The sequence below is a fragment of the Nannocystis pusilla genome, assembly GCF_026626665.1.
GTDB lineage: Bacteria > Myxococcota_A > Polyangia > Nannocystales > Nannocystaceae > Nannocystis > Nannocystis pusilla.
Genome location: NZ_JAPNKE010000002.1, coordinates 4,127,795 through 4,143,956 on the forward strand (window position 1 = coordinate 4,127,795; position 16,162 = coordinate 4,143,956).

13 protein-coding genes are annotated in these 16,162 nt (G+C 73.6%); 3 read left to right on the top strand and 10 right to left on the bottom strand.

What is annotated here, in order from left to right; all coding sequences use genetic code 11:
• Positions 1-299 precede the first annotated feature (299 nt).
• The 6 genes from OV079_RS18140 to OV079_RS18165 form a co-directional block, all read right to left on the bottom strand.
• On the bottom strand, positions 300-1,286 hold the full coding sequence (locus OV079_RS18140; RefSeq protein ID WP_267770056.1) for an NAD-dependent epimerase/dehydratase family protein: 987 nt from the start codon (positions 1,284-1,286) through the stop codon (positions 300-302).
• A gap of 12 nt (positions 1,287-1,298) precedes the next feature.
• A complete protein-coding gene (locus OV079_RS18145) occupies positions 1,299-1,754 on the bottom strand; it encodes a nucleoside deaminase (protein WP_267770057.1) in 456 nt (151 codons plus the stop codon).
• Positions 1,755-1,776: 22 nt separating this feature from the next.
• Complete coding sequence (locus OV079_RS18150) at positions 1,777-2,631, bottom strand: PP2C family protein-serine/threonine phosphatase (RefSeq protein WP_267770058.1); 855 nt, start codon at positions 2,629-2,631, stop codon at positions 1,777-1,779.
• A 1-nt stretch (position 2,632) separates the two neighbouring features.
• A complete protein-coding gene (locus OV079_RS56045) occupies positions 2,633-3,121 on the bottom strand; it encodes an FHA domain-containing protein (protein ID WP_267770059.1) in 489 nt (162 codons plus the stop codon).
• Positions 3,122-3,365: 244 nt separating this feature from the next.
• Positions 3,366-3,971 (bottom strand): double zinc ribbon domain-containing protein, encoded by a 606-nt coding sequence (locus OV079_RS18160; protein WP_267770060.1) that lies wholly within the window; start codon positions 3,969-3,971, stop codon positions 3,366-3,368.
• Positions 3,972-4,138: 167 nt separating this feature from the next.
• Positions 4,139-5,272: a hypothetical protein gene (locus tag OV079_RS18165; protein ID WP_267770062.1), complete on the bottom strand. Its 1,134-nt coding sequence runs from the start codon at positions 5,270-5,272 to the stop codon at positions 4,139-4,141.
• A 658-nt stretch (positions 5,273-5,930) separates the two neighbouring features.
• On the opposite strand from OV079_RS18165, the gene OV079_RS18170 reads away from it, so the two are divergent.
• Positions 5,931-7,928, top strand: coding sequence for a hypothetical protein (locus OV079_RS18170; protein ID WP_267770063.1), 1,998 nt, complete (start codon positions 5,931-5,933; stop codon positions 7,926-7,928).
• Between the two features lie 1,326 nt (positions 7,929-9,254).
• Here the strand turns inward: OV079_RS18170 and OV079_RS18175 are convergent.
• Positions 9,255-9,692 (bottom strand): hypothetical protein, encoded by a 438-nt coding sequence (locus OV079_RS18175; RefSeq protein WP_267770064.1) that lies wholly within the window; start codon positions 9,690-9,692, stop codon positions 9,255-9,257.
• Positions 9,693-9,956: 264 nt separating this feature from the next.
• On the opposite strand from OV079_RS18175, the gene OV079_RS18180 reads away from it, so the two are divergent.
• A complete protein-coding gene (locus OV079_RS18180; RefSeq protein WP_267770065.1) occupies positions 9,957-10,343 on the top strand; it encodes a zinc ribbon domain-containing protein in 387 nt (128 codons plus the stop codon).
• Between the two features lie 226 nt (positions 10,344-10,569).
• Here OV079_RS18180 and OV079_RS18185 read toward each other — a convergent pair whose 3' ends face one another.
• The 3 genes from OV079_RS18185 to OV079_RS18195 all read right to left on the bottom strand — a co-directional run bounded on the left by OV079_RS18185 (position 10,570) and on the right by OV079_RS18195 (position 14,490).
• A complete protein-coding gene (locus OV079_RS18185) occupies positions 10,570-11,484 on the bottom strand; it encodes an HTTM domain-containing protein (RefSeq protein ID WP_267770066.1) in 915 nt (304 codons plus the stop codon).
• Between the two features lie 207 nt (positions 11,485-11,691).
• Positions 11,692-12,279 (bottom strand): hypothetical protein, encoded by a 588-nt coding sequence (locus tag OV079_RS18190; RefSeq protein ID WP_267770067.1) that lies wholly within the window; start codon positions 12,277-12,279, stop codon positions 11,692-11,694.
• A 3-nt stretch (positions 12,280-12,282) separates the two neighbouring features.
• On the bottom strand, positions 12,283-14,490 hold the full coding sequence (locus OV079_RS18195; protein ID WP_267770068.1) for a hypothetical protein: 2,208 nt from the start codon (positions 14,488-14,490) through the stop codon (positions 12,283-12,285).
• On the opposite strand from OV079_RS18195, the gene dacB reads away from it, so the two are divergent.
• Positions 14,489-16,141, top strand: a complete 1,653-nt coding sequence (gene dacB, locus OV079_RS18200) for a D-alanyl-D-alanine carboxypeptidase/D-alanyl-D-alanine endopeptidase (protein ID WP_267770069.1) — start codon at positions 14,489-14,491, stop codon at positions 16,139-16,141. The genes OV079_RS18195 and dacB overlap by 2 nt on opposite strands.
• Positions 16,142-16,162: the final 21 nt, after the last annotated feature.

Here is a 16,162-nt window from a genome sequence, read left to right on the forward strand (position 1 = left end):
TCCCTGAGGACCTCCCACGGCGATCACCTGCGGGCCCGCCAGGAGTCTGCGCTCGAGCTCCTGTCCGCGAGAGCATGCTCCATCGAACATGTCCTGAGAACCTCCCCGCGTCGCCTGCCGCGACGATCACCTTCGGTCCGACAGGATCTTGCGCTCGAGCCCCTGTCCGCGAGAGCATGCTCGATCGGACATGTCCCCGAGCTCCCTCTCCGCCGCGCTTGCCGACGAGCGCCTTCGGGCCCCGCGGGCGCCTCACTCCGTGAAGGACCTCGGCAGCTCCTGACCGACCTCGTCGCCGGTCAGCCCTGCTCGGCGAGCCACGCCGCCGTCCGCCGCAGTCCTTCGTCGAGCTCGACCTCCGCGCGAAACCCCAGCATCTCCGCCGCCGTGTCGGTCGTCGCCGCCGAGCGAGCGATCTCCCCCGCGCGCGCCGGCGCGAACGTGATCGCCTCCGCCTTCACGCCGCAGGCCCGCTGCACCGCCGCCGCCAGCTCGACGACCGCCACCTCGCGTCCGGTGCCGATGTTGATCCCCGCCGGCTCGGGCGGCCCCGCGGTCATGTCCCCAAGGACATGTTCTTTCGACCCTGCTTCGACGGCCAGGCAGATGGCCCGGGCCACGTCGCCCACGTAGATCAGGTCGCGCGTCTGCTCGCCGTCGCCGAAGATCGTCAGCGGCTCGCCGGCGCGCGCGCGGGCCAGGAACGTCGCCACCACCCCCGAGTACGGGCTCTTCGGGTCTTGCCGCGGCCCGTATACGTTGAACAGCCGCAGGCACACCGTCTGCATCCCGTGCAGCGGACCCAGGCAGCCGAGGTACAGCTCGGCCGCTCGCTTCGCCGCCCCGTACGGCGACAGCGGGGTCGTCGGCTCGCTCTCCGCCACCGGCACCCGGCACGGCTCGCCGTAGACCGCCGCCGACGACGCGAACACGAACCGTCGCGCTCCGGCCGCGGCCGCCCACAGCGCCAGCCGGGTGGTCGCGCGCAGGTTGACGTCGAGGTCGTCGATCGGCGCGGCGATCGATCGCACCACCGACGTCTGGGCTGCCAGGTGGACCACCGCCGCGAACGGCCCGTGCCCGGCCAGCAGCAGCCCCACCTCGCCGCGCACGTCGCCCTCGACCACCTCGACCTGGGGGTCGCCTGTCCATTCGGACAGGTTCTCGCGCCGCCCCGTGCTGAAGTCGTCGAGCACCACCACTCGCCGGCCCGCCGCGCGCAGCGTCGCCACCGTGTGCGAACCGATGAACCCGGCCCCGCCGGTCACGAGCACCGCGTCGTTCACCGGCTCAGCCTATCAGCGCCGCGACGCCAGCGCGAACGGGTTGTCCGGCCACAGCGACGCGTCGCCTTGCACGATCTCCAGCGACTGCGCCGCCAGCGGCAGCGTCAGCTGCTCGTACAGCGCGGACGTCGTGAACCCGTACGGCTCGCCGTCGGCGTTGCTGTACGCGAACACCACCCGACGTACGCTGGCCAGGTGCAGCGCCGCCAGGCACATCGGGCACGGCTGCCCGCTCGCGTACACCGTGCAGTCGTCGAGCCGCGCCCGCTCGAGCGTCGCCGCGGCCGAGCGCAGCGCCAGCATCTCCGCGTGGGCCGACGGGTCGGGCCGCAGGTGCAGCTCGTTGACCGCCTCGGCCACCAGCTGGCCCTCGCGCACCACCACCGCGCCGTACGGGCGCCCGCCCGCCAGCGCGTTGTCGCAGGCGAGCTCGAGCGCGCGGCACAGGAACCGGTCGTCGTCGGTCACGACCACAGCATGCACGCTCGCGTCAGACCGCCAGCTGGACGCGGTGCACGGCCACCTCTTCGCGGCCGTGGGGCAGCTCCAGGCCCTCGCCCGAGAATCGCGCGATCGCCACCGTCACGTTGTCGGGCCCGCCCGCAGCGCAGGCCGCTTCGGTCAGCGCCCGGCAGCAGCGCAGCGGGTCTTCGTAGCGGAGCATCAGCCCGAGGATCTGCTCGTCGGTGACCGGCCCGGTGAGGCCGTCGCTGCACAGCATCAGCACGTCGCCGGCGCGCAGCTGCACCACGTCGAACTCCGGGCCCACGCGCGGCTGGACCCCGAGCGCCTGCAGCAGCACGTTGCGGTGCTCGTAGTCGCGGGCCTGGTCGGGGCGCAGGCGGCCGGCCGCGATCAGCTGGCCGACCACGCTGTGGTCCGTCGTGATCTGCGTCAGCGAGCGGCCGCGGCGGATGTACGCCCGCGAGTCGCCGACGTGGCCGATCAGCAATTCTGGCCCGAAGGCCAGGGCCGCGGTGAGCGTCGTGCCCATCCCGTGGCGCGCCGGGTCTTCGACCGCCGCCGCGCGGATCTTGTCGTTCACCGCCGTGATCGCCTCGTGCATCACGTCCTGGGCCGCCGTCGTGGTGGGGAACGGCGCCTTGCTGTGGACCACCGCCGACAGCACGTCGACCGCGATCCGCGACGCCACGTCGCCGGCCGCCGCCCCGCCCATCCCGTCGCACACCGCGATCAGCGTCCCGCGCGACGTCAGCGGTTGCACGCGCTGGTGCGGCAGCAGCCCGCGCTCCCCGGTCTGGAGGTTTTGGACCACGAAGTGGTCCTCGTTGCGCTTGCGGACGCAACCGACCTCCGTCCTTGCGAACACCTCGAGCTGCGCCACCTCAGTGCATCCTCACGCGGAAGATCTGGTCCCCGACCCGGAACATGTCGCCCGGTTGAAGGATGACATCCCCGCGGATCCTGAGATAGGTCCCGTTGGCCGAGCGGAGGTCGGTCAGCAGGACCGTCATCGCGTCTCCGCGCAGCTCCATCGCCAGTTGCGCGTGTTGCCAGCTCACGAAGGGGTCCGTGGGGAAGATGATGTCGCCGAGCTCGCGGCCGAACACGATCTGCGGGGCGCGCAGGCAGTGGACCTCGGCCTCGGCCCCGCCGACCCCGATCAGCGTCAAACGGCCCCAGGCCGGCTGCATCGGCGTGCCGAACAGGCGGGTCGAGTCGCCGTCGAGCTCCTGCTCGCGGCCGCCCGGCGGCAGGTTCTCGAGCCGCAACAAATGGTGGCCGACCAGGAAGAGATCGCCCGGAAACACCGGTTCCGGCCGCGAGATCCGGACATAGACCCCGTTGCGAGATCCGAGATCGCCGAGGCGCACCCCCCGCCGGGCGCCGGCTCGAGGCGGGCGTGGGCCGGGCTCAGGAACTCGTCGCTCGGGAACAGCAGCTCGCCCTGCTTGCGGCCGACCACCAGAGTCCCGCGCAGCGCCACCGACTCGCCCTCCGAGCCGTCGCGCTTGACCAGCACCACCCGCAGCGGCGCCGCCCCGGCCGAGCGGCGCGACGACTCGACCGCCAGCCTCGCCATCGGCGCCGACCACGACGGTCCGCCCGGCGAGCCGGTCACCGACACCGACGCCTGCTCGCTCGCCGGCGCCGCCTGGCCCATGCGCGCCGTGTCACCGGGGCCGGGCGTCTGCGCGCGACCGGCACCCCGTCGTCGACCGCCGCTCGCGGGACCACGCGGGCCTGGCCCCACGAGCCCTGACCGGCCTCGGCGGTCGCGCCGTCGGCCGAGCCGTCGGCGCCCGCCTCGACCGCGGCCGGGCTGGCGTTCGGGACAGGTTGAACCACCTGCGGCGCCGGGCTCGCCGGGACGATCCCCCCGGCGTCGGCGACCTGGGCGGGGGCCGGCTCGACCGCGGAAGAACGCGGCGGCGGATCGGGTACCGGGGAGCGTGCCGGCTCCACCTCGCCCGTGCCCTCGGCCAGGCGCCGCGGGATCAACTTTATGCTCTGCGTGCTGGGGCGCGGCCGGCGAGAGTGCACGCGGAGGCCGCAGATCTGGCAGAACTCGAAGCCGTCGCCGAGGGGCTGCCCGCAGCGCGCGCACTTCGGGAGCGCGCTCACTGGCGCCGGCGGCGACAGGCGATAACCGCAGATCTCGCACGCGACGGCCTCTGGGGCGTGTTCGGTGCCACAGGCGGGACAGGGGATCCACTCCGTCATCGGCGTCGTGCCTGGAGAAGGCTTGCCAGGGTCGCTCGCGTGGGATAGACCCGCGCTCGCCCGCTATTCGCCCTGCCAGGGTACCCGTCCGGCTCGGACCGCGTCAATTGAGCGTCGCCATTGCACAGTCAGGCTCGTCGCCCTCGCCCGCCGGGCCCGAGCCGTCGTCAGGTCGGTCTTCCTCGCCCTCGGGGCGCGCGGCGTGCTCGCATGCCGACCGCCGGGGCGACGATTTCGGCCGCGGATCGCTCCGCGTGATCCGCCGCTTGCGCACCGTCCTGGTCGTCGCCGCCGCCCTGTGTGCCCCCCTCCTGGCCGCCTGCGCCCCGATCGTGCGCCCGCCGGCCTACGTCGGCGCGCGCGACGTGGTCACCGACGCCTCGCTGATCGGCCCGTTCGACGGCCAGGTCGTCGACGCCGCCACCAGCGAGCCGGTCGCCGAGGCCACCGTGGTCGCCGTCTGGTCGTACGACCGCGGCGACGGCTTCATCGGCCCGTGGGGCGCGGAAACGACCAGCGTCACCACCGACGCCACGGGTCGCTACCGGATCCCGCCGGCCAAGCTCGTCGTGCGGGGCTCGACCGCGCGGCTCGTCGACGCCTACCTCATCGTCTACAAGCGCGGCTACGCCGGCTACCGCTCCGACGCCGTGCCGACCGGTGGTCCGCGGTCCGACTTCACCGTGCGCCACAACCGGGTCGAGCTGCGCAAGTGGCAGAACAGCGACTCGCACGCCGAGCACCTGCTGTTCCTCGCGCCGCCGCGGCCGCTGCACAAGGCGGTGCGCTGGGAGGCCGAGTTGGCCAACCTCGACCTCTTCCGCGCTCTCGGCGGCGCCGGCGGGCCTGCGGTCGTCGTCGAAGAAGAAGAGCCAGGCAAGGCGAGCGCGCCGGTGGTCGCCGAGGTGCTCGACGCCAGCGGCCTGCTCACGCCCGACGAGGTCCGCCAGCGCACCGGCTACACCGAGGCCTTCGAGGTCAAGGACCTCACCGACCTCAAGCGCACCGGCTTCTACCACGGCGTCCACCTGCAGGCCGTCAACAGCGACGAGCGCCACGACCTCGCGCTGCGCGTCTGGAGCGCCCCGCCGGGCGGCATGGACCCGGTCGCGGCCACGATTCAGGAGACCTTCGGCAAGGTCAAGCCGGGCGCCGACATCACCCCCGAGACGTGGAGCACCACCGCCGACGGCGTCCACGCGATCGGCTTCGTCGACCGCGCGCAGAAGATCGGCGTCCTGCTGACCTGCGGCGATCAGCAGTGCCACGACCTCGACACCGCGCTGATCCTCGCCAAGCACGTCTACCGCAGCCTCGACCGCCTCAAGTCGGTCCCCGACCCCGCCGGCGCCGCGGCCACGCCCCCGCCGCCCCGCAGGGCGCCCCGGGCGTCCCGAGCGGCGCCGTCCCCGGCAAGACCGGCGCCCCGAGCGGCGCCGGGGCGAACAACCCCGCCGGCGTCGCCAGTCCCAAGGGCCAGGGCGCTTCGACCATGTCCCCAGAGTCAGGTCCCACCACCGGCGCCACCGGTCCCAAGGGACAGGGCGCTTCGACCATGTCCCCAGAGTCAGGCCAACCCGCCGGGAAGGGCAAGCGGCCATGAGCGGCCTGCGCAGCTGGCTGCGGCGCTCGCCCCGGCCCCCCTCGACGCTCGCCCCGCGGGCTCGACCGGCCCCCAGGGCCATGTCTCTTCGACCATGTCCTCCGAGACAGGCGGCGCGCGCTCGACCCGGCCCCCCTCGACGCTCGCCCCGCGGGCTCGACCGGCCCCGAGGGCCATGTCTCTTCGACCATGTCCTCCGAGACAGACGGCGCGCGCTCGCCCCGGCCCCCCTCGACGCTCGCCCCGCGGGCTCGACCGGTCTCGAGGGCCAGGTCGCTTCCGCCCTGTCCCGCGAGACACGCGGCGGCGGCCTGCGCGGCTGGCTGCGGCGCTCGGCCCTCGCGGCGGCCCTCGCGGTGTTCGCCGTCCCCGCGCCGGCGGCCGCCTGGGACGCCCGCGCCACCCACCTCGGCATGGTCGACCGGGCCCTGCTCGAGAGCGCCCTGCACCTGCGCTGGATGGCCGCCAGCGAGCTGCAGCGCGGCCTCTTCACCCCGCTGCGCATCGACCCCCGGCGGCTGTCCGCGCCCGAGCGGCGCATGCTGACCGCCGCGCTGCAGCACGGCGGCCTCGAGGCGCTCGGCGGGCCCGGGGCCTGCCCCGGCCTCGGCGCCCCCATCGAGACCCAGCGCTACTGCGTCCAGGGCGACCTGTGGGAGCTGCCGGCGCTGCAGTGGCTGCAGGTCGGCGTCCTCGCCGAGCTCGTGCCCTCGGCGCGGGCCGTCCACCACTTCGTCGACCGCGACGACCCGCTGCGCCGCGACTTCAGCGACCCGCAGTCGCGCCCCGGCCTGCTGCGCCTGCGCCAGGTCCGGCACAACGGCGGCTCGGCCGCCGCCCTGGCCACACAGACAGGTTTTTCGGGACAGGGCCCTTCGGTCATCTCCTTCCTGCGCGACGAGGCCGACCCGCTGGCCCCGCCGCAGATGTGGCGCCACCTCGAGCTCTCTTCCACCCTGCCCGACCCCGAGGCGCGCGCGCACCACCTCGCGCTCGCGCTGGTCGGCCTCGGCGCCCTGCTCCACGTCGTCCAGGACCTCGCCGTCCCGGCCCACGCGCGCGGCGACGTCAGCGGCTTCTTCAGCCCGCTCTCGCCCAGCCCCGGCGACCGCGGCCTGCCGTTCGCCGAGCTGGCCCGGCTCGCCTTCGGCCGCAGCGCCCTGCCCGGCCGCCCGACCCAGGACCAGATCGCCCAGGCCCGCGGGATCCCCGTGGCCGGCTCGCTCGCCGAGCACCTGTTCGGCGGCGCCGCCCCCAGCAAGGAGCCCGGCGCGCTCGTCCTGCCCGAAGGGACAGGTTACGAAGGCCTCGCGGTCTTCACCGCCCGCCGCTTCCTGTCCGAGGCCAGCGTCCCGGCCCCGCGCTTCCTCGACGACGACCTCACCCCCGAGGCCGCCGCCGCCGAGCTGCTGCAGGGCAGCCGCCTCGACCCCGCCGAGCTCGAGGGCGCCCGCCTGCACCCGTGGCCGGCCGCGCGCGGCTACGTCCAGAGCGGCACCGGCCGCCCGCTGGCCGCCTTCGACACCGACGACGACGGCCGCGTCCGCCCCTACGTCGACGAGGCCGTCTACCGCGAGCAGTTCGTCCACCTCGCCCCGCGGGCGATCGAGGTCACGCGCTCGCTGCTCGACTGGCTGTGGCCGACCTGGCCTGAGCTCGACTTCGACGCCGCCGCCGGCAACCTCGACTTCATGGTCCCGCCCGGCCTCGTCGACGCGGTCGTCCTGGTCCTGCGTCAGGACGCCGCCGGCGCGCGCACCATCGTCCGCAAGGTCGCCCTGCGCCCCGGCGAGCGCAACCGCGTCAACGGGATCCCCACCGGCCTCGGCGACGGCGAGCGGGCCGTCGTGGTCCTGCGCGCGCGACGGGCCAGCGGCGAGCCGCTCCTGCTCGAGCACGTCCTCGCCACCGAGAGCAAGGTCTACCCGATCGTGCCGGCGCCCTACGTCCCGCCGCCGCCGGAGCAGGCCGCCCCGCTCGAGGAAGAGCTCGAGGCGGAGCCCGTCGAGCCCGAGCCCGAGCCCGCGCCGGAACCCGAGCCCGAGCTCGCCCCCACCACCGGCACCAAGGGACAGCCCGGCAAGTCCGGCGGCAAGACCAAGGGTCAGCCGGTGGAGCCCGTCCCGAGCAACGGCGGTCAAGCCCGCAAGGCCGAGAGCCCGCCCGGAAAGCCCGCCAAGGCGCCCGGGACCGCCGAGCCGACCAGCCCGGCCCAGCCCGCCGCCAAGGGCACGACCAGTCCCAAGGGACAGCCTCCCGCCGAGGCCACCAGTCCCAAGGGACAGCCCGCCACCAAGCCCCCGGCCGAGGCCACCAGTCCCAAGGGACAGCCCGGCGGCAAGGCCAAGGGCTGAGCGCTCGCGGGGCGCCGCCGGGCCTCCTCGGCGGCTCCTCGTCACCGATACTGTCCCCGAGGACAGTTCAGAGCGACGACTCACCGGTCGTACTCGAGGCGCCGAGGCCTGCGGTCGTCGACGCCGCCAGCTCCGCCGCGCCCCAGTCCCATGGGTGCGCGAGGATCGACAGCGCACTGCTCGAGTCACCGATACTGTCCCCGAGGACAGTTCAGAGCGACGACTCACCGGTCGTACTCGACGCGCCGAGGCCTGCGGTCGTCGACGCGCCAGCTCCGCCGCGCCCCCCAGTCCCAAGGTGCGCGAGGATCGACGGCGCACTGCTCGATGAAGCCGCCGGCACCGGGCGGGTGCCGGACCACGACGAGCGCGCGCAACAGCGAGACCGTGACGGTACATACGAGTCAAAATGACTGCCAGGGCGACCGCGGCAGCAACGCCGACGATGCCTCCGCACCGACCTCGCTCGGAACATCGACATCGCGGTCAACAAGGCACGGATCACGCTGCTGCCGGCCCCCGACCCACGCCTCTCGTTCTGTCTTCAAGGACAGCTCGAACCCAGCCGAGCGATGGCCCGCCGGTCGTGATCTGTCCCCGAGGACAGCAAGTCTCGCCGAGCCGCCGCCGTCCAGAAGATGTCCCCCAGGACAGCCTCGCCCCCGGTCCCGAGGCGGGATGGCTCAAGGCTGTCCCCGAGGACAGATCGCGGGCGGCCACGCGCTCCCCGCGTGCGCTCTCCCGACGACGGCCCGGCCTTCGCCCACGTCCCGACCCGCCGAGGTCGTATCCGCGAGCAGTTCCCTCCTCGCCCCCTTCTTCTCTCGTCCGCCGGCCGCCCTCACCGCCAGGATCGATCCGAACACCGTTCGCATCGCGCCCGAGTGCCGCGCGACACACCGACGAGCCCGCCATCTCGCTGCGAAGCGCCGCTCACCACCTGGAGACTGCGGCGGCGGCCGGCGCGGCGGACCGTCCGCATCGGCCCTCCGAGCGACCGGCCGGCGCGAACCGGGGACGTCGGCGAGCGCGAGGCGTGGACGCTCGCACACCGGTGAGCCGGGCTGCCGCGCCGGATTCGTCAGGCGCCCAGGCGGCTGTGCTACACCTCCCCGCCGTGTCGACCGAGCGAGACGACGACGGCCTGATGTTGCCGCCCCTGGACGAGCGTCGCACCCTGCTCGACCAGATGGCCGCGCTCGTCAAGGCGCGGGGTCCGGCGCCGCTGCTCGTCGCCCCGCTGCTCGAGCCGAGCGCCCGGTTCTTCCCCGATCGCTGGCAGGGCGGCGAGGCCAGCTTGCGGCGGCTCGTGCGGCGCCTGCTCGGCTACGCCGGCCTCGGCCAGTTCGCGTCGAGGTCGCCATCTACGACGCCGATCCGGCCCGCCGCGGCGAGGTGCTCGGCAAGCCCAGCTCGTCGCGCGGCCACGACCTCGTCGTCTGGCTCGCCGGCTTCGAGCGCGACCTCGTCAAGGTCGGCGCCGAGAGCTCGGCCATGGTCGACCCGCACACCATCGTCGCTGCCGCCGCTCGCGTCGTCGCCCACCTCTATCGCCGTCACTTCGGCCTCCCCACCACCGACGCCTTCGACCCGCGCATCGACCTCACCGGCGTCTTCCTCGGCTTCGGCGTGCTCACTGCCGACGCCGCCCTGCGCTACACCGTCCGCACGGCAGCCGGCCCGATGCAGACCCGCCGCGCCCCCGCGCGGCTCGGCGTCCTCTCGCCGCAATCGCTCTGCTTCCTCCTCGCCGCCCAGCTGCACGCGCGTCCTCCCGCGGGCCGAGCGGCAGCGGATCGGCAAGCTCCTGCAAGCCAACCAGGCCGCCTTCCTGCGCCACGCCTACGCCGCGCTCGACCGCGCCGAGCCGCCCGTGAGCCAGCAGCTCGGCCTGCCGCCGCCGGAGCAGTGGCCCTCCCCGCCCGACCTCGCCGCGCTCACCGTCCCCTTCACCGACGACCCCGACGCCGCCCCCGAGGCCCGGCGTGACGAGGACCCGGGATCGCCGGCATCAACGCCGGCAAGCCCGTGTTCCGCGTCGAGCGCAGCATGGCCGCCCGGCTCGGCCGCACTCTCGGCATGGGCGCGCTCATGCTCGGCGGCGTCGTCGCCGGCATGAAGGGCGGCCTTCAGCTCGAGGCCGGCACGATCCCCATGATCGCCGTCGGCCTCGGCGTCACCGGCCTCGTCCTCGGCCGCTTCCTCCGCGAGTCTCGCTGCTCCGAGCCGCGCTGCGGCGCCACTCTGGCTTCCGGCGACAAGGTCTGCCCGCGCTGCGGCGGCGACGTCGTCGGCGTCATCCACCACCCGCGCGAGCGCCTGGCCGCCGAGGAGGCCTGGCGCCGCGCCCACCCCGACGCCGCCGAGCCCGACGCCGCGCAGTCGACCCCGGCCGCCGCCCCGCCTGCCTCTTGAGCCAGCCAGCCCGTCGGGGCTCGGTCTGTGGCGTCCGCCGGCCTCGCGGGCGACGGTGACGCGATCGCGGGACCGACCTCGCGCGCCGCCCCCGCAGCGTCCAGGCCTCGCGCGCGCGAGGCGGCGCGCGCCCTCGGCGAACCCCGTGCCGGCGTCGTATGTCTCATACAGCATGCTCCGTAGAACATGCCCTTTCGCGCATGCCCCTTCGGACATGCCCGATCGTTCACCCGCGCGCGAACCGCCGCACGATCCGCCGCACCTCGTCGGGCCGTAGGAACGCCAGGTAGCAGGCCAGCGTCAGCGGCGTGAACCACTCGACGTACATCATCATCTGGATGCCCACGTGCATCGCCACCCCGAAGCCGAGGAACAGCCAGCGCAGGTCGGGGACCCTGCGCCACCGCTCGCGCAGCCAGTGGGCCAGCACGAACCCGCTGAAGCCGACCTCCCAGGCCAGCACCAGCCACGTGATCGGCCGCAGCACGTACGGCTGCAGCGTCGCCAGCACGCGCGAGAGGTCGAAGTGACGGTTGTAGGGGCTGACCAGCGAGAAGTAGATCGCCGTCCCCTCCGACTTCCAGGTCGCCCCGTGCTTGGCCAGCCCCGTCGACGTGTACACGACGGCCAGCTGCAGCTGCACGATGCGGCGGCACCACACCGGCACCGGCCCGCCCTTGCCGCGCCAGCGCGCGTCGAGGCTGAGCCCGCGGCCCGTCGGCATCAGCGCCAGCCACACGATCATCGCCGAGTGCAGCTGGTCCGGCATCGCGTACAGCAGCGGGTTGCGCCCGACCATGCTGACCCACACCAGCGCGCTCAGCAGCGCCGCCGGCCGCGTGAACAGCCCCACCAGCCACAGCACGTGCGCCACCACCCCGGCGGCGAAGATCGCCTGCACCGCCAGCGGATCGTCGATCGTGAAGAACAGCGACCAGCGGGTCGGGAACGCCTGGCGCGCGTACTGCCCGGCCAGCGGCGACGCGCTCGAAAAATACTCGGCCACCGAGCCGACGTGCGACAGCAGGCTCGCGGTGAACACCGCGACCAGCCCGATCCGCAGCAGCCCGAGCGCCGCCGGATCCTCCTCCCCCGTCAGCAGCGCGTCGCGCAGGCGAGCCAGCCGCCCGCGCCTGTCCATCGCGCCCTTTTCGACAGGACCTGCGAGCGCCGGTCCCCCGGAGACCCGCCCTCTGCTCGCCTCGAACGGCCCCCCTCCCCGGTCATCGCCGCTTCCGGCATGTCCTCTGCGCCATGTCCCTCGGAACCTGTCACATCGGCCATCCCGGTGCTCGCCGCGATCCCCACCGCAGCGAGCTCACCGCCCTGCCCGTCCGGACCTGACCCTTCAGCCATGGCGAGCCTGCGCGTCCGCCAGCATCTCGCGCACCGGCCAGGTCTTGCAGTCGATCGTCGCCAGCGGCTTGCGCTCGGCCGGACCGAGCCCGGGCTTGCCGGCGCGCACGCGGTCGGGCGGGGTGAAGCGCCGGCGGACCCGCTCGGCCACGATCTTGCGCGGCGGCTCTTCGCGGGCCAGGGCCTCGCGCACGCACAGCGAGCGGAGGTACCACAGCCGGTTGTTGTTCGGCTTGTCGGGGTTCAGCACCGCGTAGTAGCGCCAGATGTCGACCCGCGTCTTCTGCCACGCCCACGTCGAGCCCCAGCCGTGCTGCGCCTGCGCGGCCTCGGGCAGCGCCTCGCGGCGGCCGTCCTCGAACTCCGCGTACACCGCGATGTACGTGTGCGCGCGGGTCGGGTCCGGCGCGTACATGTTCCACGTCTGGACCACGCTGATCTTCTTCTGCCACTGCGCCAGCGTCGACGGAACCCCGCCGAGCGCCGCGTTCGGCAGCGCGGGCCCGACGATCAGGACCACCAGCGCCAGCGGCAGCAGCGTGTTCCAGATCGTCGACAACCTGTCCCGAAGGCCAGCCATTCCCTAGCGCCGCCTCCGCCCGCGGCGCAGCCCCAGCAGCGCCAGCAGGGCCAGCGGCGCCGATGCCCCGTCGCTGCGGCAGGCGCAGCTGGCCTCGGGCTCGGCGGTGTGGACCTCCGACGCGTCGACGCCTTGCCCGTCGGTCACCACCTCGGGCGGCCCGACATCGACCGTCACCGTGCCCTCGTCGAGGAACTCGGGCGGCACGCTGACGATCGACGTCCCGCTGGCGACCTGCTCCCCCGTCGTCAGGTTGGCCAGCGCCACGTGGACCACCTCGCCGGGCCGGAACCCGCGCAGCACCAGCTGGTTGTCCGAATCGCCGAGGCGGCTCGCCGCCAGCTGGTGGTCCCAGTCACCCGACACCTGAATGACCTCGCGGACCGAGCCCTTGTTCGAGCCGTCCGGGTTCTTGTCGACCGCCGTCAGCGTGTACTCGAACGCGATCGGCTCGTCGGCCCGCTTGAGCAGCACCACCACGCCCGTCGGGTTGTCCGGCGGCCCCGCGTCGCCGCCGAGGCGGAAGCGCACGATCACGTTGTCGCTGCCCTGCGGCACCTCGTGGCGCAGCTGCATCGGCCCCGGGAAGAACGGCGTCACCCCGGTCGTCTTGCCGCGCAGGTACAGCGACGCCCCGCTCGCCACCTTGTCCGGGTCGACGTGGACGCGCGGGCAGTCGTACAGCCCGCGCGAGTCGAAGCCGCGGACCAGCTGATCGACGTCGCTCTGGGTCCACTCGCCGCGCGCCAGCGCCTCCTCCGCGATCTCGAGCACCGCGAAGCTCGCCGTCTCGAGGTCCGCGTCGCTCGGCAGGCGCGGCAGCAGCTCGAACACCACCGGGTCCATCTTCTCGCGGCCGATCCGCTTGCGCGCCGCCCACATCGCGCCCATGAACGGCTCGCCGTCGTTGTGGACCTGACCGACCGTGTTGTCGGGGCAGCGCTTGGTGTTCTCCGCGTTGCGGATCGCGTTGCCGTAGCCGGGCCAGAAGCGAGCCACGTAGTCGCCGAGCAGCGGCTCGTTGGCGAGGATCACCGAGAAGTAGTCGGCGATCGCCTCGTTCAGCCCGCCGGCGTCGTTCAGCACCCCGTCGCTGCGCAGCGTGCGGTCGCCGAGCCCGTTCGGCGTCAGCAGCGACACCATCCCGTGGCCGAGCTCGTGGTAGACCACGTCGCCGTCGTAGCCGAAGTCGACCGCCGTGCCCTGGCCGAAGATCATCGTCGGCCCCTTCTCCGGGTCGCACGTGTTGGTCCAGTAGGCGTTGTTGAGCGGCGTGTAATCGAGGTCGGGGTAGGCCGTCGACAGCTCGCTCGTGCGGTAGTTGGCGAGCATCGTCGACAGCGCGCACTTGAACGCGTCGACCCCGAACCGCTTCATCTCGTCGATGAAGCGCTCGGCGTGGTAGTACATCGACAGCTCGGCGTACAGGTCGTCGTCGTCGGCGTTGTCCGCGGGGAAGATGACGTCGGGCAGCGGCAGGAAGTAGTCGCCGTTCTCGTCCGACAGCGCGCGGTGGACCGCGTAGCACTTGCCCTCGGCCCACCACGGCTGGATCTGGTCCTCCTCCGGCGCCTCGAGCGTGCAGTTGAACGAGCGGATCCTGTCGCCCTCGAGCGGCTGCCCCGGCCCGGTCGCGTGGATGCCCGCCAGCTCGACCTCGATCGGCACCGGCGTCGACGCCGGGTTGGTCTGGAACACCCGCGCCCGCGACGACCGCACGTGCTCCCACTCGTCCAGCACGATGCCCGAGCTCGCCGACACCCAGATCGTCTTCTTGCTCGGCTCCGGGTCCCACTGCAGCGGCAGATCGACCTCGTAGGCCAACACCGGTTCGCCGAGGATCAGCTTGTAGACCAGCGTACCCGACGCCTCGGGCCCCTCCGCGTGAACGTGGGCGGCCGCGATCGCCTCCGCCTCGCCCACCTCGATCCGCGCCTCCTCGGGCCGCAACTGCGGACCGGCGAGCGGCCGCGAGGACGCGACCTCGCGCTCACCTGTCCTGTCGGACAGCACCGTCGCGAACGCCCCGCGCACCGGGATCCCGTGCAGCGTGTACGACTTGTGGGCCACCGTCGCCGCCCCGTCGCGCAGCGCCACCGGCAGCGCGCGCGCCTCCGCGGCCAGCTGCGGCGGACCGGCCAGCGCGTGCGGCCACGCGACGCACAGCCCGAGACCGAGACCGAACCACCGCAAGCTCCGCGCGACCGTCATGAGCGCTCCTGCCGAGGCCAACAGCATACCCAAGATCGCCGGCCGGGCGGCGGCGAAGACGGCCGCCCGATCACCCCAGGTTCTCTGCTTCGCGGCCGGCCTGCACGGCGCGCGGCGCGACGCAATTGGACGTTCGGCCGGCAAATCACGTAGCCTGGCCGGGTGCGCCCCTCGTTCGGCCAGCGCCTCGCCATCGCCGCCGCGGCCTTCGTGTGCTGCCTCGCTCCGCCCCCGTCGGCCGCGGCCCCGGTCGCCGAGTCCGCGCCTGCCGCCGCGCCGACCGACCTCGCCGGCCAGATCGACCTCTTGCTGCAGGCCAATCCTGGCTCGCGCGCGCATCGGCCTGCTCGTCGTCGACATGGCCACCGGCGCCCGGCTCTACGAGAAGAACCCCGACCTCGGCCTCAACCCCGCCAGCAACATCAAGCTCGTCACCACCGCCGCCGCGCTGTCGCTCCTCGGCCCCGAGCACCGCTACGTCACCCGCGTCTACGCCAAGAAGGGCGCGCTCAAGGGCCACACCGTCGACGGCGACCTCTATCTCAAGGGCGGCGGCGATCCTTCGCTCGTCACCGCCGACCTCTATCAATTGGCCAGCGACCTGCGAGCCCTCGGCGTCACCAAGATCACCGGCGGCCTCGTCCTCGACAGCACCGCCTACGACCGCGACGAGCTGCCGCCGCTGTTCGATCAGAAGGACGAGCTCGCCTCGTTCCGCGCCCCCGGCGGGGCCACGGCCGTCAACTTCGGCACCTACGTCGTGCTCGCCCGCCCGGGCGCCGGCGAGGGTGACCCGGCGATCGTCGCCATCGACCCGCCGGTCCCCTCGCTCAAGCTCAAGGCCAACACCGCCACCACCGCCACCGGCGCGCGCAACCAGCTCAAGCTCGCCATCGGCACCACCGACGCCGGCGTGGTCGAGATCGCCGTCGACGGCACCATCGGCAAGGACGCCGCCGCGGCCGAGTACCGCTACCCCGTCGCCCGCCCGGCCGAGTACGCCGGCGAGGTGTTCCGCCTCGTCCTCAAGCAGCGCGGCGTCAGCCTCGGGCGCGCCGCGGTCAAGTCCGAAGCTGTCCCCGAGGACAGCGAGCGCCTGGCCCTCGTGCGCAGCGAGCCGCTCAGCGTGCTCGTCCGCAGCGTCAACAAGCTGTCGAACAACTACGTCGCCGAGCACATCCTCAAGAGCCTCGACGACCACACCCCGGCCAGCTTCGCCGGCGGCCTCGCGCGCGTGCGCACCTGGCTCGCGGGCCTCGGCGTCGGCGTCGACGGCTTCGTCTACAACAACGGCTCCGGCCTCTACGACGCCAACCGGATCAGCGCCGCGCAATTGGTGCAGCTCCTGATCGCCGTCCACCGCGACTTCCGCTACGGCGCCGACTTCCTCGCCTCGCTGCCGATCGCCGGCGTCGACGGCACCCTGCGCGGGCGCATGCAGGAGGGCCGGGCCGCCCGCTTCGTGCGCGCCAAGACCGGCTCGCTGGACGGCGTTTCGACCTTCTCGGGCTACGCCGGCGCCGTCGGCCGCCCCCCGCTCGCCTTCGCCATCCTCTTCAACGACCTCGACACCTTCGCCGCCCCGCAGGCGCGCGATCTCCAGAACCAGATCGCCGAACTGCTCGCGGGCGCGGTCGCGGCCCGGCCCTGACGACTATCGTCCGCCTGAGCC

Coding starts and splice junctions, on each gene's coding strand:
- OV079_RS18185 (WP_267770066.1), bottom strand. CDS start 11,484: ATGGACAGGCGCGGGCGGCTGGCTCGCCTGCGCGACGCGCTGCTGACG.
- OV079_RS18190 (WP_267770067.1), bottom strand. CDS start 12,279: ATGGCTGGCCTTCGGGACAGGTTGTCGACGATCTGGAACACGCTGCTG.
- OV079_RS18160 (WP_267770060.1), bottom strand. CDS start 3,971: ATGACGGAGTGGATCCCCTGTCCCGCCTGTGGCACCGAACACGCCCCA.
- dacB (WP_267770069.1), top strand. CDS start 14,489: ATGAGCGCTCCTGCCGAGGCCAACAGCATACCCAAGATCGCCGGCCGG.
- OV079_RS18195 (WP_267770068.1), bottom strand. CDS start 14,490: ATGACGGTCGCGCGGAGCTTGCGGTGGTTCGGTCTCGGTCTCGGGCTG.